23 protein-coding genes and 1 tRNA gene are annotated in these 26395 nt (G+C 61.1%); 15 read left to right on the top strand and 9 right to left on the bottom strand.

Annotated elements, in window-relative coordinates; translation table 11 throughout:
* Positions 1-235: 235 nt before the first annotated feature.
* Both B5E66_RS10835 and B5E66_RS10830 read right to left on the bottom strand, forming a co-directional pair.
* Complete coding sequence (locus B5E66_RS10835; RefSeq protein WP_087232808.1) at positions 236-1123, bottom strand: YitT family protein; 888 nt, start codon at positions 1121-1123, stop codon at positions 236-238.
* 235 nt (positions 1124-1358) lie between these two features.
* Complete coding sequence (locus B5E66_RS10830; protein ID WP_087232805.1) at positions 1359-2681, bottom strand: NAD(P)-dependent oxidoreductase; 1323 nt, start codon at positions 2679-2681, stop codon at positions 1359-1361.
* A gap of 403 nt (positions 2682-3084) precedes the next feature.
* Here B5E66_RS10830 and bsh point away from each other — a divergent pair, with 403 nt between their 5' ends.
* Complete coding sequence (gene bsh, locus B5E66_RS10825; RefSeq protein ID WP_087232802.1) at positions 3085-4062, top strand: choloylglycine hydrolase; 978 nt, start codon at positions 3085-3087, stop codon at positions 4060-4062.
* Between the two features lie 67 nt (positions 4063-4129).
* Here the strand turns inward: bsh and B5E66_RS10820 are convergent, their stop codons facing one another.
* The 4 genes from B5E66_RS10820 to B5E66_RS10805 form a co-directional block, all read right to left on the bottom strand.
* A complete protein-coding gene (locus B5E66_RS10820; protein WP_087232799.1) occupies positions 4130-4813 on the bottom strand; it encodes an LrgB family protein in 684 nt (227 codons plus the stop codon).
* Entirely contained in the window at positions 4806-5180 is a 375-nt protein-coding gene (locus tag B5E66_RS10815; protein WP_087232796.1) for a CidA/LrgA family protein, read from the bottom strand. Before B5E66_RS10815 ends, B5E66_RS10820 begins: the two co-directional genes overlap by 8 nt.
* Before the next feature lie 442 nt (positions 5181-5622).
* Entirely contained in the window at positions 5623-7983 is a 2361-nt protein-coding gene (locus B5E66_RS10810; protein ID WP_087232825.1) for a homocysteine S-methyltransferase family protein, read from the bottom strand.
* 43 nt (positions 7984-8026) lie between these two features.
* Positions 8027-8707, bottom strand: a complete 681-nt coding sequence (locus B5E66_RS10805; RefSeq protein ID WP_087232792.1) for a vitamin B12 dependent-methionine synthase activation domain-containing protein — start codon at positions 8705-8707, stop codon at positions 8027-8029.
* 261 nt (positions 8708-8968) lie between these two features.
* Between B5E66_RS10805 and B5E66_RS10800 the strand changes: the two genes are divergently transcribed.
* The 14 genes from B5E66_RS10800 (at position 8969) to B5E66_RS10735 (ending at position 23313) form a co-directional block, all read left to right on the top strand.
* The gene (locus B5E66_RS10800; RefSeq protein WP_087232789.1) at positions 8969-10303 is read left to right on the top strand and encodes an FMN-binding protein; all 1335 of its coding nucleotides are present in this window, start codon (positions 8969-8971) and stop codon (positions 10301-10303) included.
* 240 nt (positions 10304-10543) lie between these two features.
* Positions 10544-11191 carry a rubredoxin-like domain-containing protein gene (locus B5E66_RS10795; RefSeq protein WP_087232786.1) on the top strand — a complete coding sequence of 216 codons (648 nt, stop codon included), beginning with the start codon at positions 10544-10546 and terminating at the stop codon, positions 11189-11191.
* On the top strand, positions 11188-11700 hold the full coding sequence (locus B5E66_RS10790; RefSeq protein ID WP_242958161.1) for a DUF362 domain-containing protein: 513 nt from the start codon (positions 11188-11190) through the stop codon (positions 11698-11700). The genes B5E66_RS10795 and B5E66_RS10790 overlap by 4 nt, the downstream gene beginning before the upstream one ends.
* A 284-nt stretch (positions 11701-11984) precedes the next feature.
* Positions 11985-12461 (top strand): peptidylprolyl isomerase, encoded by a 477-nt coding sequence (locus B5E66_RS10785; protein ID WP_087232782.1) that lies wholly within the window; start codon positions 11985-11987, stop codon positions 12459-12461.
* A gap of 292 nt (positions 12462-12753) precedes the next feature.
* Positions 12754-13986 carry an argininosuccinate synthase gene (locus B5E66_RS10780; protein ID WP_087232779.1) on the top strand — a complete coding sequence of 411 codons (1233 nt, stop codon included), beginning with the start codon at positions 12754-12756 and terminating at the stop codon, positions 13984-13986.
* A gap of 166 nt (positions 13987-14152) precedes the next feature.
* Positions 14153-15553 carry an argininosuccinate lyase gene (gene argH / locus B5E66_RS10775; protein ID WP_087232775.1) on the top strand — a complete coding sequence of 467 codons (1401 nt, stop codon included), beginning with the start codon at positions 14153-14155 and terminating at the stop codon, positions 15551-15553.
* Positions 15550-16488, top strand: coding sequence for an N-acetyl-gamma-glutamyl-phosphate reductase (gene argC / locus B5E66_RS10770; protein ID WP_087232772.1), 939 nt, complete (start codon positions 15550-15552; stop codon positions 16486-16488). The genes argH and argC overlap by 4 nt, the downstream gene beginning before the upstream one ends.
* 29 nt (positions 16489-16517) lie before the next feature.
* Positions 16518-17744 carry a bifunctional glutamate N-acetyltransferase/amino-acid acetyltransferase ArgJ gene (argJ, locus tag B5E66_RS10765; RefSeq protein ID WP_087232768.1) on the top strand — a complete coding sequence of 409 codons (1227 nt, stop codon included), beginning with the start codon at positions 16518-16520 and terminating at the stop codon, positions 17742-17744.
* Between the two features lie 27 nt (positions 17745-17771).
* Positions 17772-18626: an acetylglutamate kinase gene (gene argB / locus B5E66_RS10760; RefSeq protein WP_087232765.1), complete on the top strand. Its 855-nt coding sequence runs from the start codon at positions 17772-17774 to the stop codon at positions 18624-18626.
* Between the two features lie 21 nt (positions 18627-18647).
* Positions 18648-19841, top strand: a complete 1194-nt coding sequence (locus B5E66_RS10755) for an aspartate aminotransferase family protein (RefSeq protein WP_087232762.1) — start codon at positions 18648-18650, stop codon at positions 19839-19841.
* Between the two features lie 12 nt (positions 19842-19853).
* The gene (gene argF / locus B5E66_RS10750; protein ID WP_087232759.1) at positions 19854-20762 is read left to right on the top strand and encodes an ornithine carbamoyltransferase; all 909 of its coding nucleotides are present in this window, start codon (positions 19854-19856) and stop codon (positions 20760-20762) included.
* An 83-nt stretch (positions 20763-20845) separates the two neighbouring features.
* Positions 20846-20936 (top strand) — tRNA-Ser (locus B5E66_RS10745).
* 332 nt (positions 20937-21268) lie between these two features.
* Positions 21269-21982 carry a CPBP family intramembrane glutamic endopeptidase gene (locus B5E66_RS10740; protein ID WP_158098357.1) on the top strand — a complete coding sequence of 238 codons (714 nt, stop codon included), beginning with the start codon at positions 21269-21271 and terminating at the stop codon, positions 21980-21982.
* A gap of 617 nt (positions 21983-22599) precedes the next feature.
* Positions 22600-23313: a CPBP family intramembrane glutamic endopeptidase gene (locus B5E66_RS10735; RefSeq protein WP_087232753.1), complete on the top strand. Its 714-nt coding sequence runs from the start codon at positions 22600-22602 to the stop codon at positions 23311-23313.
* 191 nt (positions 23314-23504) lie between these two features.
* Here B5E66_RS10735 and B5E66_RS10730 read toward each other — a convergent pair whose 3' ends face one another.
* The 3 genes from B5E66_RS10730 to B5E66_RS10720 all read right to left on the bottom strand — a co-directional run bounded on the left by B5E66_RS10730 (position 23505) and on the right by B5E66_RS10720 (position 26371).
* The gene (locus B5E66_RS10730) at positions 23505-23831 is read right to left on the bottom strand and encodes a MazG nucleotide pyrophosphohydrolase domain-containing protein (protein WP_087232750.1); all 327 of its coding nucleotides are present in this window, start codon (positions 23829-23831) and stop codon (positions 23505-23507) included.
* Positions 23832-24003: 172 nt separating this feature from the next.
* On the bottom strand, positions 24004-24357 hold the full coding sequence (locus B5E66_RS10725; protein ID WP_087232747.1) for a sporulation initiation factor Spo0A C-terminal domain-containing protein: 354 nt from the start codon (positions 24355-24357) through the stop codon (positions 24004-24006).
* 820 nt (positions 24358-25177) lie between these two features.
* On the bottom strand, positions 25178-26371 hold the full coding sequence (locus B5E66_RS10720) for a radical SAM protein (protein WP_087232744.1): 1194 nt from the start codon (positions 26369-26371) through the stop codon (positions 25178-25180).
* Positions 26372-26395 lie beyond the last annotated feature (24 nt).

Below are 26395 nucleotides of genomic sequence, written 5' to 3'. Positions count from 1 at the left end.
TTCCTCCTTATGGTGTATAAAAGATAGAGACCCAAAACAGGTTCAAAGGAAGGTCCTTTCCTTTGTGTGCCTATCATAACATACCCCCCCCCGGTGTCAAGACCCAATTTTCATTTTTGCCCATTTTTCTTTATTTTCTTTAGTTCGCATTCCCTAACTTTGGGCGCCGGGGATCTGGAGGCAGCAAAAAAGCGCACGCTTTCGCGTGCGCTTTTTGTGTCGTGAAGGGTCGATCTCATCGGCCGTCCCTGGGGGCGGGGCCGTCGTCGGCCAGGGTGAAGCCGCGGCCGTGCACCTCGCTGGCTTCGCTGACCACCATGAAACAGGCCGGGTCGATGGCATGGACCAGCCGTTCCAGGCGGGGCAGCTCCCGGCTGGAGATCACCGTCATCAGAAGCTGGCAGGGCTGGCGCAGATATCCGCCCTCCCCTTGCAGCAGGGTGACCCCCCGGTCCACCTCGGACAGGATCATCGACCGCAGTTCGTCGGTGTGGGCGCTGATGATCTTGACCTCCACCCGATGCCGGCCCATCAGGATCACCTTATCCAGCACGACGGTGTAGACGAACACCAGGACGATGCCGTACAGCACCTGTTCCTTGGGGCTGGACACCGCCTGGGCCAGCAGGATCATCAGATCCATCACGCTCATGGTAATCGGCACCGGCAGCCGGAAATATTTTTGCAGCACCAGGGGCGGGATATCCATACCGCCGGTGGAGCCGCCTACCCGGATCACCATACCCAGGGCCGTGCCAATGCCCACCCCGGCAAACAGCGCGCAGAGCAGCAGATCCTGGGTCAGGACATAGCCCGCCAGCAGCCGCTCCCACAGCGCCAGGGTCAGGGGGGACAAAAAGCTGCTGGCCAGCGTGGACAGGGCAAAACGCCGTCCCAGCAGCGCCCAGCCCACCAGCAGCATGGCCACATTGATGACCAGCATCACACCGGACACCGGCAGCCCGGCCAGCCGGTTGACGGCCAGTGCAATGCCGGTGGCCCCTCCGGTGATCAGGCCCGACGGCTCCAGAAAGACTGCCACCACCAAAGAGTAAAGCGCATTGCCCCCCAGCAGGGCCAGGGCGGTCAGGGCCAGACGGACTTTTTCACTGCGGCAGATCATAAGGCACCTCCTTCCGGGCGTGTCCGAAAACGCCATCTGCGGCGCCCATGCGCCCTTGCCTTCTCAGATACACCCCAGAGCAGCATACCCGGCAGCAGGCCGCCGGATGCCGCTCGCGAATAAAAAAGCCCCGCGCCCGCCAAAAGCAGGCGCGGGGTTCGGTATACATCGTTCAGCCCGAGCGGGACAGGCTGTGCCTCTTATTGTAGCAAAAAAGCCGGGGCGGGTCAAGGTGTCAGACTTTCAGCTCCTGCTCCCCCAGCACGTCGGAGGTAGGGGTGTCAAAGGTGGGGATGTCGGCATAGGGATCGGGGGTGTCGTCGGCCGGCAGGCTCTTCATGTATTCGTCCATCGCTACCGCCACATCCTTGGCCATGGCCACCGCTTCCACCACGGTGCGGGCGCCCTTCACCGCGTCGCCGCCCGCAAACACGCCGGGACGGGTGGTGCGGCCGTCGTGGTCCACCGTCAGCAGGCCCTTCTGGTTGGTGTCGATGCCGGTGGTGGTCTGGATCAGGCTGGACTCCGACCCCTGGCTGACCGAGATGATGACGCCGGTATGGGGGTAGAACCGTTCGCTGCCCTCCACCTGCACAAAGCGGCCGTCCTCCTGCTTGGCGGTGTCCTTGCAGATCAGGCCGTCGGGGCGGATCTCCACCGGCGCCTTGCAGAACCGGAAGCCCACGCCCTCCAGCTTGGCATAGCTGACCTCATAGGCCGATGCGCTGATGCAGCTCTCATCCCGGCGGGCATAGCAGGTGACGTGCCGGGCGCCGTTGCGGATGGCCGTGCGGGCGCAGTCCATGGCCGAGTTGCCCACCCCGATGACGGCAATGTTGTCTCCCAGCCGGAACGCCTTGCTGTTGGCCAGGTAGTCGATGCCGAACACCGCGTTGCCCAGGCTCTCGCCCTTGATGTGCATGGCGTTGGCTTTCCACAGGCCGGCGCCGATGAACACGCTCTTGTAGCCGTCCCGGAACAGGTCGTCGATGGTCAATGTGCGGCCGATCTCGGTATTGGTGCGCACCTTGATGTCCTTCAGCTCCAGATGGCGGTACTGGAAGTCATCCAGCACACTGTCGGGCAGACGGTAGTTGGGGATGCCGTAGCGCATCACCCCGCCGATCTTGTCCCGGGCCTCAAAGATGGTGATGTCATAGCCCCAGCGGGCCAGCAGCACCGCAATGGTCAGGCCCGCCGGCCCCGACCCGATGATGGCCGCCCGCATCCCGTTTTTGGGCGCCGGGCCCGCCACCATTTTGTTGGCGTAGGTGGTGGAGATATAATTTTCGATCACCGAGAAGTGCACCGGGTCATGGCTGGGCATCCGGTTGCGGATGCAGTGGCCCTCGCACTGCTTTTCGTGGTCGCAGACCAGGCTGCACACGGTGGTCAGGGGGTTGTTCTCAAACAGCATCCGGCCGGCCTTGTCCATCTCGCCGGCCTTCAGCAGACGGACCACCTCCGGGATGTTGGTGCGGATGGGGCAGCCCTCCTGACACATGGGCTTTTTGCAGCCAAGGCAGCGGTTGGCCTCGTCCAGAACATGAAGTGCCATTGTGCATTCCTCCTTGATGCGGCGCTGGCTGGCGCCGGTGTGGGCACGCGCGGGCGCGCGTTGTATCCAAGCTTCTTCTGTTTTTATAATACACCCATCCGCCTGCCGGTGCAATGACAAATCCACCGATTTTCAGCACTGGTTTTTGGAGTTTTTGCCAGAGCGCGTCCGGATGCCGGGCCTTTTTGCTCCCGCACAAGGCTGTATGTTGTAGACGCAGGCCGTCGGTGGTATACTGGATCTGAGAATGCGAACCTGCTGCGCCATTGGCCCAAAATCGTCCGATGCAGCGCAGCAGGTGGAGCTTTTGGGCAGAATGGAGCCGTAGGGCGGAGTTTTCACAGACGCCTTACACCGTCCGGGCAGGCCGCATCCCGTCCCGGGCCGGAAAGGAGGATCTTCTATGTGTACCAGCATTGCCATGCAGCAGGGCGGCGGTTACTTTGGCCGCAACCTGGACCTGGAATATTCTTTTGGGGAGCAGGTGGCGGTCACGCCGCGGCGGTATCCGCTGCGGTTCCACCGTCAGCCCGCCATGGAGCGCCATCTGGCCCTCATCGGGATGGCCCATGTGACCGGGGGCTGTCCCCTCTACGCCGAAGCCATGAACGAAAAGGGGCTGTATATGGCGGGGCTGAACTTCCCGGGCAACGCCTGGTATGACCCCGACCCACCCGCAGACTGCGACGCCGTAGCCCCCTACGAGCTGATCCCCTGGGTGCTGGGCAGCTGCGCCACCCTGGAACAGGCCAGAGCCCGGCTGGCCCGGTTCCGGCCTTTGGGCGTTCCCTTTGCCCCGGGACTGCCCCTGTCCCCGCTCCACTGGCACATTGCCGACCCGACCGGGGCTCTGGTTCTGGAGGCCACCCGGGAAGGGGTCTTTCTCTACGACGATCCGGCAGGGGTGCTGACCAACAACCCGCCCTTCCCCTTCCATCGGGCCAACCTCTGCCAATACCAGGGGCTCAGCCCCCGGCCTGCGGAAAATCGGATGGCTCCCGGGCTGTCCCTTCCCCCCTTTGGCCAGGGGATGGGCGCGGTGGGCCTGCCCGGCGACTTTTCCCCCGCCTCCCGCTATGTCAAGGCGGCCTTCCTCAAGCTGAACAGCCCCGACCCCGGGTCGGAGGAGGAACGGGTGGTCCAGTTCTTCCATCTGCTGGAGGGGGTGGCCATGGTGCGGGGCAGCGTGGTGACTCCGGAAGGCCGGGAGGATATCACCACCTATTCCTGCTGCATCAGCGCCGGCGCCGGCGTATACTACTACAAGACCTATGGGAACAGCCGCATCACCGCGGTGCGGCTGGCCAGCGACGGCCTGGACGGCGACACCCTGACTCTCTATCCCCTGCAAAACGGCCCTGATATCCGGTTTGAAAACTGACGGCCGAAGCACAAAAAACAGGCAGACGCACCAAAATGCGTCTGCCTGTTTTGTATCGTCTCGCTCATTACAGCAGCAGGGGGCACAGCACGGCGGTCAGGATGCCCGCGAACACCAAAGACAGGCTGCTGACTGCCTCGCAGGTCTGGCTGAACTCGGCGGCCTTGGCGGTGCCGATGACATGGGCCGAGGTGCCGAAGGCCGCACCCTGGGCCGCAGGCCAGGTCAGGCGCAGCAGTTTGCACAGCCAGGGGCCAAAGATGCTGCCCAGGATGCCGGTGAGGATGATGGCCGCGGTGGTGATGGCGGGCTCGCCGCCGCCGGCCTGGCTGACCACGATCCCCATGGCGGTGGTGATGCTTTTGGGCAGCAGGGAGGCGGTGAGCACCGCATCCAGGCGGCACAGACGGGCCATGGCCCAGACAAAGCCCAGGCTGACCAGCGTGCCCGCTCCCACTCCCGCCAAAATGGCGGGCAGGTCATGGCGCAGCCGGCTGAACTGGGCGTGCAGCGGGATGGCCAGACAGACGGTGGCGGGGGTCAGCAGCCAGGAAAAGACCTCGCAGTGCTGCTGGTACACCTGGTTGGGCACGCCGGCCGCAGCCAGGACCGCCCCCGTCAGCACCGCCGCCACCAGGATGGGGTTGAACAGGGCCACACCGGTCTTTTGCTGGAACAGCCGTCCCAGCTCATAGGCCCCGAAGGTCAGGAGGATGGCGAACAGCGCCGACCCCGAAAGGAACTCACCCATCGAGACCCTCCTTCCGGCTGCGGTCGGCCCGGTCCAGCAGGCGCTGGGTGACCCAGCCGCTGACCCCGAACACCACCAGGGTGGAAGCCAGGATGATGGCCAGCACGACGGGCCACACCCGGGCCAGCATGGGCCAGCTGTCGATGAGGCCCACCGCCGGCGCGATGAACAGCAGGGGCATCAGTCCCAGCATGAACTGTCCGCACTGCTGCACCGAGTCCAGCCGGAGTTTGCCGCTCTCCAGGGCAACGAACAGGAGCACCAGCCCCCACACCGCCGCGGGCACCGGCAGCGGAACCCAGGCGTGCAAAGCCTCCCCTGCCAGGGTAAAGCCGATGATCCACAAAAACTGCCGCAAATAACGCACAACAGATCCCTTCTTTTTTCACAATATCCTGCCAGGCGGCCCCATGCGGGCCGCACAGCGGTTATTGTATCACAGCCCGCCGGGGAGCACAATGTGCAAACCGCCCCATATTCTTCCCCCAACACTCCCTAAAACTGGGGAGACAAAAAACAGCCCCGTTTCCGGGGCTGTCCTCTATCAAAACTCCCGCGCAGGGGAGAGGGTATGTAGTCTGTCCGCCGCCCGGCGATTGCCTGGCATGGGCGGGGGAACAGTAGGATGTCGGAGCCGCCGCCTGAGGCTCCCGCGGAGCAGTGCGGCGGTAGGGTTTCCGGGAGCTGCCTGCAACAGCAGTCCGCATAGGAGGGGGAAGTCTGTTCGCTCCCCCGACTGCACCCTTAGTATACTGCACATTTGTGGCAGCTTTTTGTGGACTTTTTGAACAGTTTGCAAACATCCGTCCTTACCGGACCTGGTAGAACTCTTTGGCGATGTCGGCCGAGCGCTTGGCATCTTTGGCATACCAGTCGGCGCCGATCTGCATGGCGTAGCTCTCGGTCAGCACCGCGCCCCCCACCATCACCTTGCAGTCCAGACCCGCCCGATGGAGGGCGGCGATGGTGTCGGCCATGCTCTGGAGGGTGGTGGTCATCAGGGCGGACAGGCCCACCAGTCTGGCGCCGGTGCGGCGCACCGCGTCCACCACGGTCTCGGGCGGCACGTCCCGCCCCAGGTCCAGCACATCGAAGCCGTAATTTTCCAAAATCACCTTGACGATGTTCTTGCCGATGTCGTGGACATCCCCCTTGACGGTGGCCAGCACGATCTTGCCCTTGCTCTGACCGGGGGTCCCCTGCTTTGCCACCGCCGCCTTGATCTCCTCAAACGCAGCCTGGGCCGCGCTGGCCGACTGCAGCAGCTGCGGCAGGAACAACGTGCCCTTTTCGTACCGGGCGCCCACCGTATCCAGGGCGGGGATCAGGGCGTGGTCCACCAGGTCCAGCGGGGCGCAGCTGTCCAGCAGGGCCCGGGTGTGGGCCCCGGCCTCCCCTTTCAGCCCCTGCTCCACCGCCCGGATCAGCGGACCATACGGCCCTTCCGGCTGGTCCGGGGCTTCCCGGGACGGCAGGGCGGCAGGCTGGGCAGCCGCCGGCATGGCCCGCCCCGCGTACCGGGCGATATACCGGGCGCTCTGGGGGTCACGGCAGGTCAGTACATCGTATGCATACACTGCCCCCATCATTTCCTCGCTGGCGGGGTTCATGATGGCCAGATCCAGTCCGGCGTACATGGCCATGGTCAGGAAGGTGGTGTTCAGATAGGGGCGGCAGGGCAGCCCAAAGCTGATGTTGGACACCCCCAGCACCGTGCGCACCCCCAGCTCCCGCTTGCAGGCGGCCAGGGCCTCCAGGGTGGCCAGGACGTCCTCCTGCTGGGCGCTGGCGGTGAGGGTCAAACAGTCGATGTAGATATCCTCCCGGGGGATGCCGGCATCCAGGGCGGCGTCCCGGATGCGGCGCGCAATGGCCACACGGCCTTCTGCCGTCCTGGGGATGCCCTGTTCGTCCATGGTCAGGCCCACCACAGCCGCGCCGTACTTTTTGCACAGGGGCAGCAGCCGGTCCAGCACCGCCTGTTCCCCGTTGACCGAGTTGACGATGGGCTTGCCGTTGCAGACCCGCAGGCCCCGGGCCAGGGCCTCGGGGTTGGAGGAGTCCAGCTGCAAGGGCAGGGACACCACACTTTGCAGGGCCTTGACCACCCGTTCCATCATGGCGGGCTCATCCACGCCCGGGGCGCCCACATTGACGTCCAGCACGGCGGCCCCGGCCTCGGCCTGGCTGATGCCCTGGGCCAGCACATAGTCCACGTCTCCTTCCCGCAGGGCCTGCTGGAACCGCTTTTTGCCAGTGGGGTTGATCCGCTCACCCACCACCGTGATGCCGTCCACTTCCACCCGCTGCACCGGGCTGCACAGCACCGATGCCATGGGATGGGCAGGCCGTCCGGTGAGGCAGCCGTCAAAGACCTTGTGCAGCGCCCGGATGAAGTCGGGGGTGGTGCCGCAGCAGCCGCCCGCCGCAAACAGGCCCAGGTCCCGGTAGGGCATCATCTGGTGGGCGAACAGCTGGGGGGTGATGTCGTAGCCGCTGCCGTCCGCGCGAGGCAGACCCGCGTTGGGCTTGATAAAGACCGGGTAGTCCCCCGGCACCGCCTGGCAGAGGGTCCGGGCCATGGGGCAGATCTCCTTGGGGCCCAGGCTGCAGTTGATGCCAAGGCCGTCCGCCCCCAACCCCCGGGCCGTGGCCGCAAAGCTGCCCACCGTGCACCCGGTAAAGGTGCGGCCCCCTGCCTCAAAGCTCATGCTGGCCAGCACCGGCAGGCTGCTGTTCTCCTTGCAGGCCAGCAGGGCGGCTTTCAGCTCATACAGGTCGGTGAAGGTCTCCAGCAGCACCAGATCGGCCCCGGCGGCCTCCCCCGCCTGCACGATCCGGGCAAAGGCGTCCACCGCTTCCTCAAAGGGGAGGGTGCCGGCAGGTTCCAGCAGCTCCCCCAGAGGGCCTATGTCCAGGGCCACCAGGGCGCCATGGGGCGCGGCGGCCTGCCGGGCGCACCGGATGCCCGCCTGAACCGTCTGCTCCACTGTATAGCCGCTGCCCGCCAGTTTGTGGGCCGACGCGCCAAAGGTGTTGGCGCAGAGGATGCGGCTGCCCGCCTCCGCATACGCACGATGGATGGACTGGATCAGGGCCGGGTCCTCGATGTTCAGCGCCTCGGGCTTGGCCCCCAGGGGCAGGCCCGCCGCTTGCAGCATGGTGCCCATGGCCCCGTCCAGCAGGATGGTCTGATGGGTGCGCAGGATCTCTCTAGCTTTCACAGCTCTCGCCTCTCTTTCGGTATTCGCATTTGTCCCGCAGCGCACAGTGGGCGCAGCCGGCCCTCTGCCCGGACACCGGCGCACGGCCGGCCCCCAGCACAGCCGTCACGCTCTTGCGGGGCAGCATCAGAAACGTATCGGTGACGTACAGGCCGATCCGGCGCGGGGTATCCAGGACAGCCGCCAGCCGGGGCTGCACCGCGATGGGCCAGTCCCCATACCCCGGCGAATACCGCCCGGTGAGGTACAGCCCCTGGCTTTGGGCCTCAGCCCGCAGCCGGGCTTCGGCCTCGTCGCACACCTGCTCGGCAAGGGCGCTGGCCAATGCGTCCGTGGCGGCCTGGGCGGCCACATCCCCCACCCCGGCCCGGCGGATCTGGGCGTCCACCCCCGCCCCCAGGGTCACCGCCAGCAGCACCGCCTGGGTGCAGCCGGCCAGGTGGCGCTGCACATCCTGTCCCTGCCACAGGAACGCAAGGGCCTCCTTGTCCCCCTGCAGGTACACCCCCCGGGGGTCGGCCGCCGCCAAAAGCGGCGGGGCCCATCGTTCCAGCAGGGCCAGGGTGGCCGCGTCCGGCTCCCCTCTGGCCCCAAGATACCGCGCCGCCTGGGCCAGGTCGATCCGGCCGGGCAGCGCCAGATGCAGCACACGGCTGGCCGGTGCAGGCATATGCAGCGCCCCTTTCTGTATGGTCGTTGCTTTATTGTAGCACACTGCATCCCCAAAGAAAAGTACACGATGCGTCCAGCCGCCCGCGGCCCGAAACTCCTTTTGACAATTTGGCTGCTTTGTTCAGGTTTTGCCCCTTTGGCGGTCACAAAAGATTATCAATTCGCTCCCGGGGATTGTAACCGCAAACACAACATGATATAATAGCTTCGCATTGGTGAAAAGCACGAATTGCAACAACATATATGGAGGTAATTCTACATGAAGCGCGCTTTTTCTTTTGTGCTGTGCGGCGCCCTGGCCCTGAATCTGGCGGCCTGCGGCGGCAGCCAGTCCACTGCCGGCAGCGCGGCCGGCAGCACCGCTGCTGAGACCCTGACCGGCACCGCCGAGGGCTTTGGCGGCGACGTCACCGCCACCCTGACGGTGGAGAACGGCACCATCACCGCCTGCACCTTGACCGGCGACGGCGAGACCCCCGAGATCGGCGGCGCTGCCCTGGAGGAGCTGCAGCAGCAGGTCGTGGACGCAGGCGGCTATGAGATCGACGGCGTCAGCGGCGCCACCGTCACCAGCAACGCGGTCCGCCAGGCTGTGGCCCAGGCCCTGGGTGAGGAGATCCAGGAGGAGGCCGCCAGCTCTACCGCTGCCCCCGAGCCGGCAGCTCCTGCTGAGAACGTCCAGATCGAGGGCGGCCTGCAGATCGGCCAGTCCTACACTGCCGCCCATGGCGACAGCTGCTTCACCGAGGCTGTGGCCGTGGTGAAGGATGACGTGATCGTGGCAGCTTATCTGGACGAGTTCCAGTTCTTTGCCAGCGATGCAGGCATCACCCCTGTGCCCAACAGCGACGGCGGCTTCGGCGAGAACTACGCCGACGGCATGGTGCTGGGTTCCAAGCGTGTGAACGCTGACTACTACAGCGACCTGATGGCTTCCCACGCCGGCGCCACCACCCGCATCGACGACAACTACGACGCCATCCAGAACTATGTGGTGGGCAAGACCATCGACGAGATCGACGCTGCCGCCAGCGACGAGAACGCCGTGGATCTGGTGAGCGGCGCCACCCTGGCCGACACCGCCGGCTACCTGAAGGCCATCGCCGAGGCTGCCCGCAACGCCCAGCAGAACCAGGCCGTGGAGTTCAACGGCGATTCCAGCCAGCTGCAGCTGAACGTGGCCTATGCCGCTGCTCACGGTGACAAGTGCTTCACCACCGCCGCTGCCCTGACCGACGGCGAGAACATCATCCTGAGCTACATCGATGACTTCCAGTTCATCAGCTCGGATGAGGATGTCACCGGCGTGCCCAACAGCGACGCAGGCTTTGGCGAGAACTACGCCGACGGCGTGGTGCTGTGCTCCAAGCGTGTGAACACCGAGTATTACAGCGCCAATATGTCCTCCAAGGGCGGCGCTACCGTCACCATCGACGGCAACTTCGACGCCATCCAGAACCACCTGAACGGCATGAGCATCGCGGATGCCACCGCCCTGGCCGACCAGGAGAACCCCGTTGACTCCATCTCGGGCGCTACTCTGGTGGACACCGCCGGCTACATCCACGCTGTCCTGACCGCCGCCGGCGAGTAATCCCCCCTGCGGTTTTGACCCAGCTTTAGAACCAATCACCCCCCTGCTCTCTAGGGAGCAGGGGGTTTTTGCGTGCCGCCTTATGTGACCGGTTCACATTGACAAACGGCGTCCACATCTGTTATATTTTTTGTATAAACCGCACAAGCTTTTCAGCCTGTGCAGCAGCCAGCGCCGTCCCCCCGGCATACCCCTTGCCGGGGGCGCGGCGTCAATTCAAGCCAAAGGAGGAGTGAAGCCATGCGTTACGTCTGCCCCATCTGCGGCTACATCTACGACGAAGCCATCGAGGGGACGCCCTTTGACAGTCTGCCCGACAGCTGGTCCTGCCCGCTTTGCGGCGCGCCCAAGCTGATGTTCGGGCCGGAAGAAGCGCCCCAGCCCGCCCAGGACGTCCAGCCCGCGCCGGCGCTGGAGGAGGACGACTTGCAGCTTCTGCCTGCCGGGGCCTTGTCCGCCCTGTGCTCCAACCTGGCCCGGGGCTGCGAGAAACAATACAAAGACGAGGAGGCCGCCCTGTTCCGCCAGATCGCAGATTACTTTGCGCAGGCGGCGCCCGCCCTGTCCGACGCGGACCAGGCGCTGCTGGCCGGTATGCTCCAGGAGGACCTGGAACAGGGTTACCCGGCGGTCCATGCCGCCGCCCGGGACCATGCCGACCGGGGCACCCAACGGGTCTGTGTCTGGGGCGAGAAGGTGACCCAGATGCTCTACGCCCTGCTGGGCCGCTACCAGCGGGAGGGGGAAGCCTTTTTGGAGGGCACCCAGGTATGGGTATGCTCGGTGTGCGGCTTCATCTACATCGGCGACGCGCCCCCCGAGCTGTGCCCCGTATGCAAGGTGCCCGCCTGGAAATTTGACAAGATGGAAGGGAGGCGGCCCGCATGATGAAGAAGATCGCCGTGCGCAACCTGCGCCTGTGCACCAAAGACTGTCTGTGCCTGTACGTCTGCCCCACCGGCGCGTCCGACACCGAGGACAGCATCATCGACACTTCCAAGTGTGTGGGCTGCGGCACCTGTGCCGCCGCCTGTCCCAGCGGGGCCATCTCGATGGTGCCCGTGACCTATCCGCCCCAGCAGAAGAAAGCCGAGGACGTGCTGGACCTCTCCCGCAGACTGGCCGCCCAAAAGGCCCGGGAGGAAAAGGCCGCCCTCCAGCTGGCCGACGCCGCCCCGTCCGAGGGCCTGCGCCGGCTGATGGCCGCTGCCGCCCGTTCGATGCGGCTGGTCAATGAGGACCTGCTGCGGGAGTCGGGCTATATGCTGCCCCAGAGCGGCAATACCCACGCCCTGCTGCAGAGCTGGGCCGATGACCCGCCCGCCCCCGGCTTCCCGGTGGAAGCCGTCCGGCGCCTGCTGGAACTTCTTCCCAACAACGAAGGCTCCGACGCCTGACCTTTCCCCGCCCTGCGGCCCTGCTGCGGAGCGGGGATTTTTTGCCCGGCGGCAGGCAGCGCCGCAGGGCATGGATGCAGAAACGGCGGCCCGGTCCGGCCCATTCACGTTTGGTTCACATTTTTTATCTTTCCATACGGGCGAAAATATGGTAAAATGCAACTGGAACGTATCCCGGCCATCCGGGAGAGTGGGGAGCCCGCGTGCCGGCGCGCCGGCCGCCCGGGCAAGGTATATGCCGCCCCTGTATGGGGCACGTGTTAAAGAGTAGGAGAAGAAGCACTATGGTTCGTATTACAATGGAAGACGGCGGTGTGATCGATATCCAGCTTGACAAGCAGGCTGCGCCGATCACCTGCGAAAACTTTGAAAAGCTGGTCAAGTCCGGCTTTTACGACGGGCTGACCTTCCACCGGGTGATCCCCGGCTTTATGATCCAGGGCGGCTGCCCGCTGGGCAACGGCACCGGCGGCCCCGGCTGGAAGATCAAGGGCGAGTTCGCCTCCAACGGCGTCAACAACCCCATCCGCCATGTGCGCGGCGTGATCAGCATGGCCCGCGCCGCCGATCCCAACAGCGCCGGCAGCCAGTTCTTCATCATGCACAAGGATGCCCCCCACCTGGACGGCCAGTACGCCGCCTTCGGCCATGTGGTGTCCGGCATGGATGTGGTGGACAAGATCGCATCGGTCCGCACCGACTGGAACGACAAGCCCGCAACCCCCGTCCGCATCAAGAGCGCCGTCCTCATCGAGGACTGAGAAGCCCCGTCCCGCCCCCGTTTCCCCTTGAGGGAAGTGGGGGTTTTTGTTTGCCGGGTCTCGCGCCGCAATGAATATAATCGCATTGTATGCATTTATGATTGCATAAAAATACAAATTGCCTCAAAACGGCGGCCAAAATGAGAAAAGGTTTGTCGTTTTTCTGCATTGACGCTGGAGCCTGGGCGGATATAATAGGGACAGACGCGCAAAACGCGGCGGTCCGCGCCATCTGGGGCGCGGCAGAAAGTGTGTGAAACCTGCCAAAGAATGCAAAAAGGAGCGAGCAGCAATGAAGAAAAAGGAAGACATCAAGAAGGTCGTTCTGGCCTATTCCGGCGGTCTGGATACATCCATCATCATCCCCTGGCTGAAGGAGAACTACAACAACTGTGAGGTCATCGCCGTGTCGGGCGACGTGGGCCAGGGCACCGAGCTGGACGGCCTGGAGGAGAAAGCCAAAAAGACCGGCGCTTCCAAGCTGTATGTGCTGGACCTGAAGAAAGACTTTGTGGAGAACTACATCTTCCCCACCCTGAAGTTCGGCGCCAAGTACGAGGATTACCTGCTGGGCACCTCCTTTGCACGGCCCTGCATCGCCAAGGCCCTGGCCGACATCGCCATCCAGGAGGGCGCCGACGCCATCTGCCACGGCTGCACCGGCAAGGGCAACGACCAGGTCCGCTTTGAGCTGACCCTCAAGGCCTTCTGCCCCGACATGGCCATCATCGCTCCCTGGCGTGAGTGGAACATCAAGAGCCGCGACGAGGAGATCGATTACGCCGAGGCCCACAACATCCCCCTGAAGATCAACCGGGAGACCAACTACTCCAAGGACAAGAACATCTGGCATCTGTCCCACGAGGGCCTGGACCTGGAGAACCCCGCCAACGAGCCCCAGTACAACAAGCCCGGCTTCCTGGAGCTGGGGGTCAGCCCCGAGCAGGCCCCCGACCAGCCCACCTATGTGACCATCCACTTCGAGAAGGGCATCCCCACCGCCGTGGACGGCAAAGAGATGGGCGCCGTGGAACTGGTGGAATACCTCAACCAGGTGGGCGGCGCCAATGGCATCGGCCTGCTGGACATCGTCGAGAACCGGCTGGTGGGCATGAAGAGCCGCGGCGTCTATGAGACGCCCGGCGGCGCCATCCTCTACAAGGCCATCAACGTGCTGGAGACCATCACTCTGGACAAGGAGAGCGCCCACTTCAAGGCGCAGCTGGCCCAGAAGTACGCCGATATCGTCTACAACGGCCAGTGGTTCACCCCCCTGCGCCAGGCCCTGGACGCCTTTGCCGACAGCCTGGAGCAGACCGTCACCGGCGACGTCAAGCTCAAGCTGTACAAGGGCAACATGATCAACGCCGGCGTCACCTCCCCCTACAGCCTCTACGATGAGCAGACCGCCTCCTTTGGCGAGGACGAGGATTACAACCAGGCCGATGCCGCAGGCTTCATCAACCTGTTCGGCCTGTCCATCAAAGAGCGGGCCAAGCTGTCCAAGAACTGGCCCAAGGACTGATCGATACGCTTTCCTCCCCTTTGCCCGTTCCACACTTTCCGGGCAGAGGCAACTCCGGCAGCGATGCCGGCGGCACCGCCGCAGGACGTGCATTTCCTGCGGCGGCTTTGCCGTTATTGGGACCGGCTGCGCCTGCCGTCCCCATCTGTTTTGAAAGGAGCCGACCATGGCTGAACAACTCTGGAAAGGCCGCTTTTCCAAGGCGGTGGACTCCCGCGTGAACGATTTCAACTCCTCCATCCGGTTCGACCAGCGGATGATCGCCCAGGACATGAAGGGCAGCGGCGTCCATGCCGCCATGCTGGCCCGGCAGGGGATCATCTCGGAAGAAGATTGCAGGGCCATCCTGGACGGACTGGCCTCGATCGCCGATGACCTGGCCGCAGGCCGGCTGGAGATCGACCCCGCCGCCGAGGATGTGCACACCTTTGTGGAGCAGACCCTCACCGCCCGCATCGGGGATGCAGGCAAGCGGCTGCACACCGGCCGCAGCCGCAATGACCAGGTGGCCCTGGATATCCGGCTGACGCTGCGGGATGAGAGCATCCGCCTGCAGGGGCTGATCGCCGCCCTGGTGCGGGTCATCTGCAAAAAGGCCGGCGAGAACACCGCCTCGGTGATGCCGGGCTATACCCACCTGCAGCGGGCCCAGCCGGTCACCTTCGGCCACGCCCTGATGGCCTATGCCTGGATGCTGCTGCGGGATCTGGGCCGTTTTGCCGACGCCACCCGCCGGATGGACAGCCAGTGCCCTCTGGGCTCGGGCGCCCTGGCGGGCACCACCTATCCTCTGGACCGGGCCTTCACCGCCCAGAAGCTGGGCTTTGAGGCGCCCTGCCCCAACAGCATGGACGGCGTGTCCGACCGGGATTTCTGCATCGAGCTGGCCTCGGCCATCGCGACCTGCATGATGCACCTGTCCCGCCTGTCGGAGGAGATCATCCTCTGGTGCAGCTGGGAGTTCAAGTTCATCGAGCTGGACGACGCATTCACCACCGGCTCCTCCATCATGCCCCAGAAGAAAAACCCCGACGTCACCGAGCTGATCCGGGGCAAGACCGGCCGGGTGTACGGCGATCTGAACACCCTGCTGGTCATGATGAAGGGCCTGCCCCTGGCTTACAACAAGGATATGCAGGAGGACAAGGAAGCCATCTTTGACGCGGTGGATACGCTGTCCCTCTGCCTGACCACCATCACCCCCATGCTGGACACCATGCGCACCCTGCCGGCCAATATGCGCCGGGCGGCGGCGGCCGGCTTCATCAACGCCACCGACTGCGCCGACTACCTGACCCGCAAGGGGATGCCGTTCCGGGACGCCTACAAGCTGACCGGCCAGATGGTGGCCGACTGCATCGCCCAGGGCACCGTGCTGGAGGAGCTGACGCTGGAGCAGTTCCGGCAGTACAGCCCTCTGTTTGAGCAGGATATCTACCAGGCGGTGGACCTGATCAACTGCTGTGAGGGCCGCACCAGCTACGGCGGCCCCAGCGCCGCCAGCGTCCGCCTCCAGATCCAGCAGGCCCAGCAGGCCCTGGAAGCATGGGAGGAGGGACAGGCATGAGCTATAAGGTGTTCATCGACGGTTCGTCGGGCACCACCGGACTGCGCATCGCGGACCGTCTGGACGGACGGCCCGAGCTGGAATTGCTGTCCATCCCCGAGGAGAGCCGCAAGGACCTGCACAAGCGGGCCGAAACCATCAACGCCGCCGACCTGGCGTTCCTGTGCCTGCCCGACGCCGCTTCCAAAGAGGTGATCCCCCTGGTGGAGCCTCACGTCAGGGTGCTGGACACCTCCACCGCCTTCCGCACCGCGCCGGGGTGGGTATACGGCTTCCCCGAGCTGCACGGCCAGCGGGAAAAGATCCGGCAGGCAAACCGTGTGGCGGTGCCCGGGTGCCATGCGTCCGGCTTCATCTGCCTGGCGCGTCCTCTGGTGGAACTGGGCCTGGCGCCGGCGGACTATCCCTTCACCTGCCACAGCCTGACCGGTTATTCGGGCGGGGGCAAGAAGATGATCGCCGAATACCAGGACCCCGACCGTCCCGTCCTTTACAGCACACCCCGGGCCTACGGCCTGACTTTGCACCACAAGCACCTGCCCGAAATGCAGGCGGTGTCGGGGCTGACGGCTGCGCCGGTGTTCTGCCCCATCGTGGATGACTACTATGCCGGCATGGAGGTCACCGTCCCCCTGCGGATGGAGCTTCTGCCCGGCGTGACGCCCCAGGCGGTGGCCCAGGCTCTGGCCGATTACTATGCGGGGGAGGCGCTGTTCACCGTCCATCCCCTGGGGGAGACGCCCGCGGACGGGATGCTGGCCGCCGGAGCCATGCAGGGCACCGACCGGGTCCAGATCTACTGCACCGCCAGCCCCGACGGCAGCCAGATGCTGCTGATCTCCCTGTTCGATAACCTCGGCAAGGGGTCCTCGGGGGCGGCGGTCCAGTGCATGAACATCCTGCTGGGCCTGCCCGAGACGGCCGGGCTGGAATAAAGCCCGCAAGATATAAGGAGGAACAGTCTATGCAGTATCAGGAGGTTGCGGGAGGCATCTGCGCCCCCGCAGGGTTTGCGGCATCCGGGGTGCACTGCGGCATCCGGGCCAACCGCACCAAATACGACCTGGCCCTCATCAAGGCCGACGTGCGCTGCGCGGCGGCGGGGGTCTACACCACCAACAAGGTCTGCGGCGCCCCCATCAAGGTGGACCGCGCCCACCTGGCCGACGGCTACGCCCAGGCCATCCTGGTCAACAGCGGCAACGCCAACACCTGCGCCGCCAACGGGGTGGAGCTGGCCGAGGCCTGCTGCCAGCTGACCGGGCAGGCTCTGGGCATCCCCGCCGGGGACGTGCTGCCCGCCTCCACCGGCGTCATCGGCCAGCCCATGACCATCGATCCCTTTGCGGCGGGCATCCCGGCGGCGGCGGCCAAACTGGCCCACACCGCCCAGGGCAGCGCCGACGCGGCCACCGCCATCATGACCACCGATACCTGCCAGAAGGAGTACGCCATCCGGTTCCAGCTGGGGGGCAAGAGCTGCACCCTGGGCGCCATCGGCAAGGGCAGCGGCATGATCGCCCCCAACATGGCCACCATGCTGGCTTTCTACACCACCGACGCGGCGGTCAGCCCGGCCATGCTCCAGAAGGCCCTGCGCCAGGTGGTGCCCGGCACCTACAACCAGATGAGCGTAGACCTGGACACCTCCACCAACGACACCCTGCTCATCATGGCCTCGGGTCTGGCGGGCAATCCCTGCATCCAGTCCGAAGGCCCCGATTACGACGCCTTCGTGGAGGCCCTCACCGCCATTGCGGAGCATATGTGCGCCCTCCATGCCGGGGACGGCGAAGGGGCCACCCACCTCATCACCTGCCAGGTGACCGGCGCGCCCGACCTCAAGACGGCCCGGGCGGTGTCCCGCAGCGTGGTGTGCTCCAACCTGTTCAAGGCGGCCGTGTTCGGCCGGGACGCCAACTGGGGCCGCATCCTCTGCGCCATCGGCTATACGCCGGGGGATTTCTCCATCGATAAGGTGTGCGTCTGGCTGTCCAGCGCCGCCGGCGAGGTGTATGTCTGCGAGAATGCAGCCTACCACCCTTACAGCGAGGAAGAGGCCGCCCGGGTGCTGGCAGAGCGCGACATCCTGGTGCGGGTGGACATGGGCCTGGGAGACGCCGCCGCCAAGGCATGGGGCTGCGACCTGACCTATGACTATGTGAAGATCAACGGTGATTACAGGACCTGATACAGCAGGCGGCGGGAAAGAAAGCATATGAAAAACGAGCAAATGGCCCTCCTGTTTTCGGAGGCGACACCTTACATCCAGAAATACCATGGCAAGACCATGGTCATCAAATACGGCGGCAACGCCATGATCAACGAGACGCTGAAGGACGCGGTGATGAACGACCTGGTCACCCTCACGTTGCTGGGGGTACGGGTGGTGCTGGTCCACGGCGGCGGCCCTGCCATCAACGATATGCTCAAAAAGGTGGGGGTCCAGAGCCGCTTTGTGGACGGCCTGCGAGTGACCGACCAGGCCACCATGGAGATCGTGCAGCAGGTGCTGGCCGGCAAGGTCAACAAGGACCTGGTGTCCAAGCTGCGGGGCCGGGGGGTCGGCCTGTGCGGGATGGACGGCCAGATGCTGCGCTGCGCCGAGATGGACAGCCGTCTGGGCTATGTGGGAGAGGTGACCCATGTGGACACCACCCTGATCCGCAGCCTGCTGGACGGCGGCTACATCCCGGTGATCGCCACGGTGGGGATGGACGACCTGGGCCAGCCCTACAACATCAACGCCGACACGGCGGCGGCCCAGATCGCCATTGCCCTCCAGGCCGAAAAGCTGGTGTCCATGACCGACATCGCCGGCCTGCTGCGGGACAAGGACGACGAGAGCACCCTCATCCCCGAGGTGGAGGTGAGCGAGATCGAAGGGTACAAGGCTGCGGGCATCATCGCCGGCGGCATGATCCCCAAGATCGGCGGCATGGCCGACGCCATCTACCAGGGCGTCCACGAGGCGGTCATCATCGACGGCCGGGTTCCCCACACCGTGCTGCTGGAGCTGTTCTCCAACCGTGGCTCGGGCACCCGCTTCTACCGCCGCAGCCATCGCGAATAACAATGCCAGGGAGGCATCGAAATGGATACTGAAAAAGTCATCGTGCGGGACAACGACTACGTCCTGCACACTTATAAGCGCAACCCCATCGTCATCGAGCGGGGCCACGGGATGCACGCCTACGGCCCGGAGGGCCAGGATTATCTGGACTTCACCAGCGGCATCGGGGTGAACAGCCTGGGTTACTGCGACCTGGACTGGGCCGACGCTGTGGCGCGGCAGGCCCACAAATTGCAGCACACTTCCAACCTGTACTACACCGCCCCCTGCTCCAAGCTGGCCAAGCGCCTGTGCCGCCGCACCGGCATGAACAAGGTGTTCTTTGGCAACTCGGGGGCCGAGGCCAATGAGGGCGCCATCAAGGCTGCGCGCAAATACAGCTTTGACCGTTACGGCGCCGGCCGGGACCAGATCATCACCCTGAAGAACAGCTTCCATGGCCGCACCCTGGCCACCCTGACCGCCACCGGCCAGGATGGGTTCCATCAGTTCTTCGGGCCCTTCAACGACGGCTTCCTCTATGCGGCCGCCGGGGACCTGGGCGCCCTGACCAAGCTGGTGGACGAGCACACCTGCGCCATCATGCTGGAGCTGATCCAGGGTGAGGGGGGCGTGGTGCCCCTGGACCCCGCCTTTGTGCTGGGGGTGCGTTCTCTGTGCGACGACAGGGACCTGGTGCTGATCGTGGACGAGGTGCAGACCGGCGTGGGCCGCACCGGTACCTTCCTGGCCTGTGAGCAGTACAACCTGCGCCCCGACATCGTCACTCTGGCCAAGGGCCTGGGCGGCGGCCTGCCCATCGGCGCGGTCCTGCTGAACGACCGGGTGGCGGGCTGCATGGGCCCCGGCACCCATGGTTCCACCTTCGGGGGCAACCCGGTGGTCTGCGCCGGCGCCAACGTGGTGCTGGACCGGCTGAGCGACAGCTTCCTGGCGGGGGTGCGCCAGCACGGCGAACAGCTGCGGGAGGGCCTGGAAAAGCTCCCCCACGTCACCGCCGTGGATGGCATGGGCCTGATGCTGGGGGTGCAGTTTGAGGAGGGCATCACCGCCCAGGCCGTTCTGGACGCCTGCCGGGAGCGGGGCCTGCTGGTGCTGACCGCCAAGACCCGGATGCGGCTGCTGCCTCCCCTGATCGTCACCGCCCACGACATCGAGCGGGCCCTGACCATCCTGGACGAGGTGCTGTGCAGCATGGCCCCGGCCCAGCGCTGAGGGGAGGGGCCTATGAACCATCTGCTGAAGATGAGCGACCTGACCCAGCAGGAGCTGTACCACATCCTGGATGTGGCCGTCCAGCTGAAAGCCGCCCAGAAAGCCGGGGGCACCCCGCCCCTGCTGGCCGGCAAAAGCGTGGCTCTGATGTTTTCCAAGGCTTCCACCCGCACCCGCACCAGCTTTGAGGTGGGCGTATACCAGCTGGGGGGCCTGGGCAACTACATGAACGCCGCCACCGAGCTGCAGGCCAGCCGGGGCGAGCCTTTGCGGGACACCGCACGGGTACTGGGCCGCTATTACGACTGCGTGGTCTGGCGCACCTACCGCCAGCGCGACCTGGAGGAGCTGGCCGAGTATGCCGGGGTGCCGGTGATCAACGGCCTGACCGACTATGCCCATCCCTGCCAGGTGCTGGCCGACCTGATGACCATTCGGGAGCGGCGCGGCTCTTTGCAGGGGCAGAAGCTGTGTTTTGTGGGGGACGGCAACAACATGGCCAACAGCCTGATCGTAGGCGGTCTGCTGGCGGGGATGCAGGTGACCTGCGTCTGCCCGCCCGCTTACCGTCCGGCGGCGGATGTCCTGATGTTCGCCCACAAATACGGCGCCGGCTTCCAGCTGCTCCACGATCCCAAAGAAGGGGTACGGGATGCCGACGTGGTGGTGACCGCCGTGTGGAACAACGGCGAGGGCGAGACAGAGCGCCGGATGCGGGACTTCCTGGGCTACCAGCTGACCGGCAGCCTGCTGGCCGGGGCCAAACCCGACCACATGGTGCTGCACTGCCTGCCCGCCCACCGGGGCGAGGAGATCTCCAATGCGGTCTTTGAGGACCACGCCAGCGAGATCTTTGACGAAGCCGAAAACCGCCTCCATGTCCAAAAGGCAGTCCTGGCCATCCTCCTGGCCGGCCTGTGAGATAAAAATGCAAAGAAAACCCGTCCCGGCAGTTGACGCCAGGGCGGGTTTTTGCTATAATAATAGGGCTGTAAAACATATCTGGAGCAGTACTCAAGTGGTCGAAGAGGCGTGACTCGAAATCTCGTAGGCCGGGCGACCGGCGCCAGGGTTCAAATCCCTGCTGCTCCGCCAAACCGAGGGGACAGGTGAATTTTGATTCATCTGTCCCCTTCTTTTTTGCCGGCGCACCGCACAAGATCTGCGCCCAGTGCAAAGGCCGCCTCATCAGGAGGCATCCCCCAGGTTGAAGCTGGCGGCCAGCCGCACAGCTTTTGAACCCAGCGCCGTATCGTGGAGACGCGGTTCGTTTTTTCTTCTGTTTCATAGTGTATGTTTCTTTTCTTTCCAGTTTACGCTTCTTTTTCCTGCAATCCATTCAGGCAAGGGACAAGTTTGCATTCGATCGCAACGGATGCTATACTACAAGCAGCCATTTCAATCGCATGAAGGGAGGAAGAATCCATATGAAACCGTACCAGGGAATCTTGGCTTTGATTGGTTATTTGGTATTGCAGATCCTGGTGGCCCGCTTTATCTCGGTAGAGTATTATGAGCCCATTGCCGGGATTATCGCATTGATTGTACTTGGATGGCTGCTGCACAAAAAACGGATGCTGCATCTCAGCAGCCGGGACCTGAAGGGCTCTCAGCTCCTCTTTTGTGTCGGGATCGGCCTCGGCCTGGCCCTGATTTCCAAAATAGCGATTGTTCTTGGCGTTTTGAGCCAGGAGCCGCTCCCCGAACAAATATTTCCTACTCTTTTCTTTTGGACACAATACATGGCAACCAGGATAGTTCTAATCCCTATCATGGAAGAACTTTTGTTCCGGGGAATCCTGTTTGGGTCCTTTGTCAGCTCCTTCTCTTACAAAATTGCTATGGTACTCTCGGCAGCTATCTTTGCGCTGTCACATTTGACGATTTCCTGGCCGTCTGTGTTCCTCATCGGGATCTTGCTGGCCTGGATCTATTGGCGGACCGACAATCTTGCAGTCACCATGGTGATTCATGGCACAATCAATTTGGGCACTTTCTTGTCGATGCCGCTCTACGCCCTGTTGACCACCCACCGAACCATCGGGGTGATCGTATGCCTGTTCGTGGTGTTCCTGGGAATCGGGATCACTTATCTGTGCACCAAAAAGTTCCTCCAAAAACATGACGCCTTGTCAGCTTGACATATAGAAAAGTATTTGCGTTCAGAAAAGATGAATTATTGTAACCTTGCTTAGTTGTAACACGGATAGCATATTGAAAGTTGAAAACATTATTGCTTTCACTTTCCAGGCTAAAGTGATGTTAAAGTAAGAAAGGAGTCCCAAATGACCAACTACAATGATTTTGATCTGGATATGCAGATTTCTCAATCCAAGAACGGAATCAGCCCTCGATCTACTGGCTCTATTTACACTCAATGGGATTGTACGCCTACGCAAATATCGGAAATGCATTGTACGGAGATTGCTACGATTTGCTGGGAATGCGAAACTTCCGATATTTGCGGAGATGGCTCTGGAGACGAAAAATCTATTTCGCAGTGCCGCTCTTACTGTGGTGGCTCCTGTTAACTTAAATGAACCCCTAGCGATATAAGCTTGTAATTTACTCTAAATAATCTTTAGCCTGAAGGCAACTGTCCTAACAGAAGAACGGTTGCCTTTTCTTGGAATCAAAAGAAATCTTTGATTCTTTTTGTCGTTCGATTCTGCATGGAAAAGATTGTACTGTGTTGACTTTAAAATTTCGTCTGTGATATAATATAATTTAAATACATCTTCGATTGCATAAAGGGAGGATGAATCCGCATGAAACCGTACCAGGGAATCTTGGCTTTTATCAGTTATTTTCTATTGCAATTGATGGTGTATTTTTATATCTCAGAAACTTATTATACTGTTATTGCCGGGACCATTGCAGTGATTGTGTTTGCTTTCATGCTTTACAGGAAGCAAATGTTGCATATGAGCAGCCGGGATTTGAAGGGATCTCAACTCCTTTTTTGTCTTGGAATCGGCTTTGGTATGTCGCTTTTTTTAAAATATCGATTCTGATTACTGTTTTGAGCGGAGAGCCAATCCCTGAACTGTCGGTTCCCGATGGCTTCCTTTGGATGGCAACATCTGTGTTGCTGCTGCCAGTTGTAGAGGAACTCTTAGTTCGAGGGATGCTGTTCGGCTCCTTTTCTAGGTTTATTTCCTATCCAAAAGCAATTGTATTCTCAGCTGCTTTCTTTTTGTTTGGACATACTAAGGTTTCCTGGCCAGCAGTGTTTGTTATTGGAATATGGCTGGCCTGGATCTATTGGCGGACCGATAATCTTGCAGTCACCATGGTGATTCATGGCACCACCAATTTTGGTAGCTTGTTAGCCACACCGCTGTACATCCTGTTGACCGCCCACCGAACCATCGGGGTGATCGTATGCCTGTTCGTGGTGTTTCTGGGAATCGGGATCACTTATCTGTGCACCAAAAAGTTCCTCCAAAAACACGACGCCTTGCCGGCTTGACCTCCTGAAACATTCCATCACCCTCAACACAATGGCCCAGAGAAACCTCTGGGCCATATTTTTCGGTTTTGCGATCGTGCGCCCGGGCAGCATAGAGGGACATTGTAGAGGGACGGACAACCGTGCACTTATACATCCGTTCCTCTTGCGGTTCATTTCTCCGGCTTTGCTTCTCCTCGATCCAAAGGAAGTTACCAGCGTTCCATATTCTTTTCAAATTTTGTTGTATAGGCTTCTTTCAATTCCTCACCGCGAATCCCATAGCAAAGAAGGACATCGTTGTAATACATCAGGACATCCGCCATTTCTTCGATGAGATGTCTTCGCAAATCGTTTTCTTCCAGCGCTTTGCTTTCTCCATTTTTCTTAATAATATCTATAACCTCTCCAATTTCTCCAATCATCCACAGCAATTTATGCTTGCCCGCTTCAGGACAAATCCTTTCCCACTTATCTTTATATTTTTCTTGCAGCGCCTGCTGCATGGCAAGCATTTCTTGAATGCTAAAATCGCTCATATTTCCCTCCTGTCCGAGTTGCTGGTTTGTTTTCGATTTTATTCTGCCACCGGTATTATACTATACGGATCAAAACATCTGCTGGAGCTGCATCGGTCATAAAAAGAGCTGCCGCAGCAGTCTGCAACAGCCCGGGGCCATCTAACGCTTCAGATGTCTTTTGTTTACGCCATCAACTATGGACGGTTTCTTTCATGTCCTTTCTCTGCATATAATTCGAGAAAATTTCAATAAACTCCACGGCAGACGGTTGGCCATGCAGCGAAAAGCCAGCCACTTTTTTCAGCCTGACGGGATCGGTCGCCCACGCAACAGCCGATACCGTTCGGATGTTGCTCTCGACCGATTTCGGCTGAATGCCGTATTCTTTTGCAATGACCGCATAGATCTGTTTGTGCACAGCCTGAATGGCATCCGGATTTTCCAGCGTAAGTTCGACTGCACGGATCAGCTGCGCACAGCCAGCGTACTGGCTGACGATGCCGAACGGCCGCAAAATGTCCAGCAAAACATTTTTCTTGTCCATACTATATTCCTCCCTTGGAACATCCAAAGCATGGACCCCTCTATTATCATAAGTCGAAAAATATTCAAAGACAGCTTTTCCGTGAAAATCCGTTTCAATGCGTTAAAATGCGTGAAAGAAATACCAAAAGGACCCCCTTCGGAAGCTCTTGGAGGCTTGGGACCTGTATTTTTATACGGTTTCCGACAGGTCAACACAAGCAGAAAGGACGGCGGGAGGCAGCTGCACCCCTGTAGAAAGGCATCCATCTCCCTCTGCTGCAACGGGAGCAAGCCCATCATCCAAGAGATGAACACAAGGTCCAGTTTCTCTTTATGTACAAAGTCAACTCCCACACCTGATAGCCGAAAGAATCCAAAGAAACCGCGCTAGAGTACACCTGAGGAGTCAGCCATACCGAGTATTTTCCAAAAAGTGCCAGTTGCAAGCCGCATGAGCGCTGCAACTCTTGCACTTAAAGCACCTTGCTGCTAAACGTTATTCTCATCGTCCTATTTGCTGTGGCCTAAATTCTCATTTCATTCTACTTCCAGACCGTTCTTCATACATTTGGCGATTCTCTCTAAAGAGATTCTGGATATCATCCACGCTGCCGATGTTTGTTATCTGAAAAGGTGTTCAAATTTTCTCTTTTGCAAACTGTGTCTTTAGGCCATATTTTTATACCATGTGTCCTGTTTCTACACATTTCAGGAGCTTTACACAAATTACGGGATAGTTTCGCTGATACGGCGCGCCATATTACCCATCGTAATTCTGTGATTTCATTTTCCACTTTTGATACAAAATATATGCAGGAAGGAAGCAGATAACATACATCTTATTCTTTTATCTGCGCCGCAATATCCGCATCCACAATTTCCTCGCCAGTCTTACCTTTCAACTGCGCTTTGCTGGCTTCGCTCAGCCCATCATTGACCTCGGCATTCAAGTCGCAAGTACTGCACTGATCCAGTTGTTCTTTGGTCACCTTGCCGTCTCGGTAATCCCGGCAGATCTTCAGTTCATACATACTGTAAGGATGTTTTGTAAACAGCGCCTTGAATTTATGGCGCAGCACCCACCAGATTGGGATCCAAATGTACTTGTGCATGGCCGGCGAAACCGATCCGATCATCCAGCAGTCACGGTCACAGCAACGCACCTTTTTCCGCACTTTTTCAGCCTCCGGGCTATTCCACAATTCATCCCAGGTTTGGGTGTTCAGATTGCCCATAACTTCCTTATCTTTGGTGCCGTTGCAGGGCATCACATCTCCATAAGGGTCAATAAAGAAAGTATCGAAACTCATATCACAGGGCAGCAGTCGTTTCTGGCTGTAAATGTAATTGATCAGGCCATGATTGAAGTAGGCTCGGAACCACTTTTTGGGGCTGTTGCTGCGCAGCAGCTCATTGATAAGGTTCTCAAAGTTCTTGGCAACCATTGGCCGGTCATGGATGATATTTTTGGCCTCTACAAAATAGAAGCTGTTATGCAGGGAAGCCGTTGCAAACTCCATGCCCATCTCATTTGAGATCCTGTATAATGGCACCAGATCAGGGGCGTTCTTATCCTGCACCGTCATGCCGAAACCGACGTCCTTCATTCCCATTTCACGGAGCATTTTTAATGTTTGATAGCCGCGCTGGTAACCGTTCTGCAGGCCGCGAATCTCGTTGTTGGTCTGTTCCAGACCCTCAATGGAAATGCGGATGCCGATCTCAGGATATTCTTTGCACAGATCCACAATACGATCGGTGAAGAAACCGTTGGTGGAAATAACGATACGGTCGCTCTTTTTGTACAGCTCACGCACAATATCTTTCAGATCGGTACGTATGAACGGCTCGCCGCCGGTGATGTTGGTAAAGTACATCCGGGGCAGCTTTTTGATGGTTTCGATGCTGATTTCCTCTTCCGCTCTGGAAGGAGCCTTATAGCGGTTGCACATCGAGCAACGCGCATTGCAGCGGTAGGTCACAATGACGGTCCCGTTCAATTTTTTGCCTATCGTTGTTTTATCCTTGACCATTGGTTGTCCCCCCTCCTTTTTCTC

It is taken from the genome of Faecalibacterium sp. An121, from assembly GCF_002160915.1.
Classification (GTDB): domain Bacteria; phylum Bacillota; class Clostridia; order Oscillospirales; family Ruminococcaceae; genus Faecalibacterium; species Faecalibacterium avium.
Note: the sequence above shows the minus strand (reverse complement) of the source record. Positions and strands in the feature narration are given on the sequence as shown.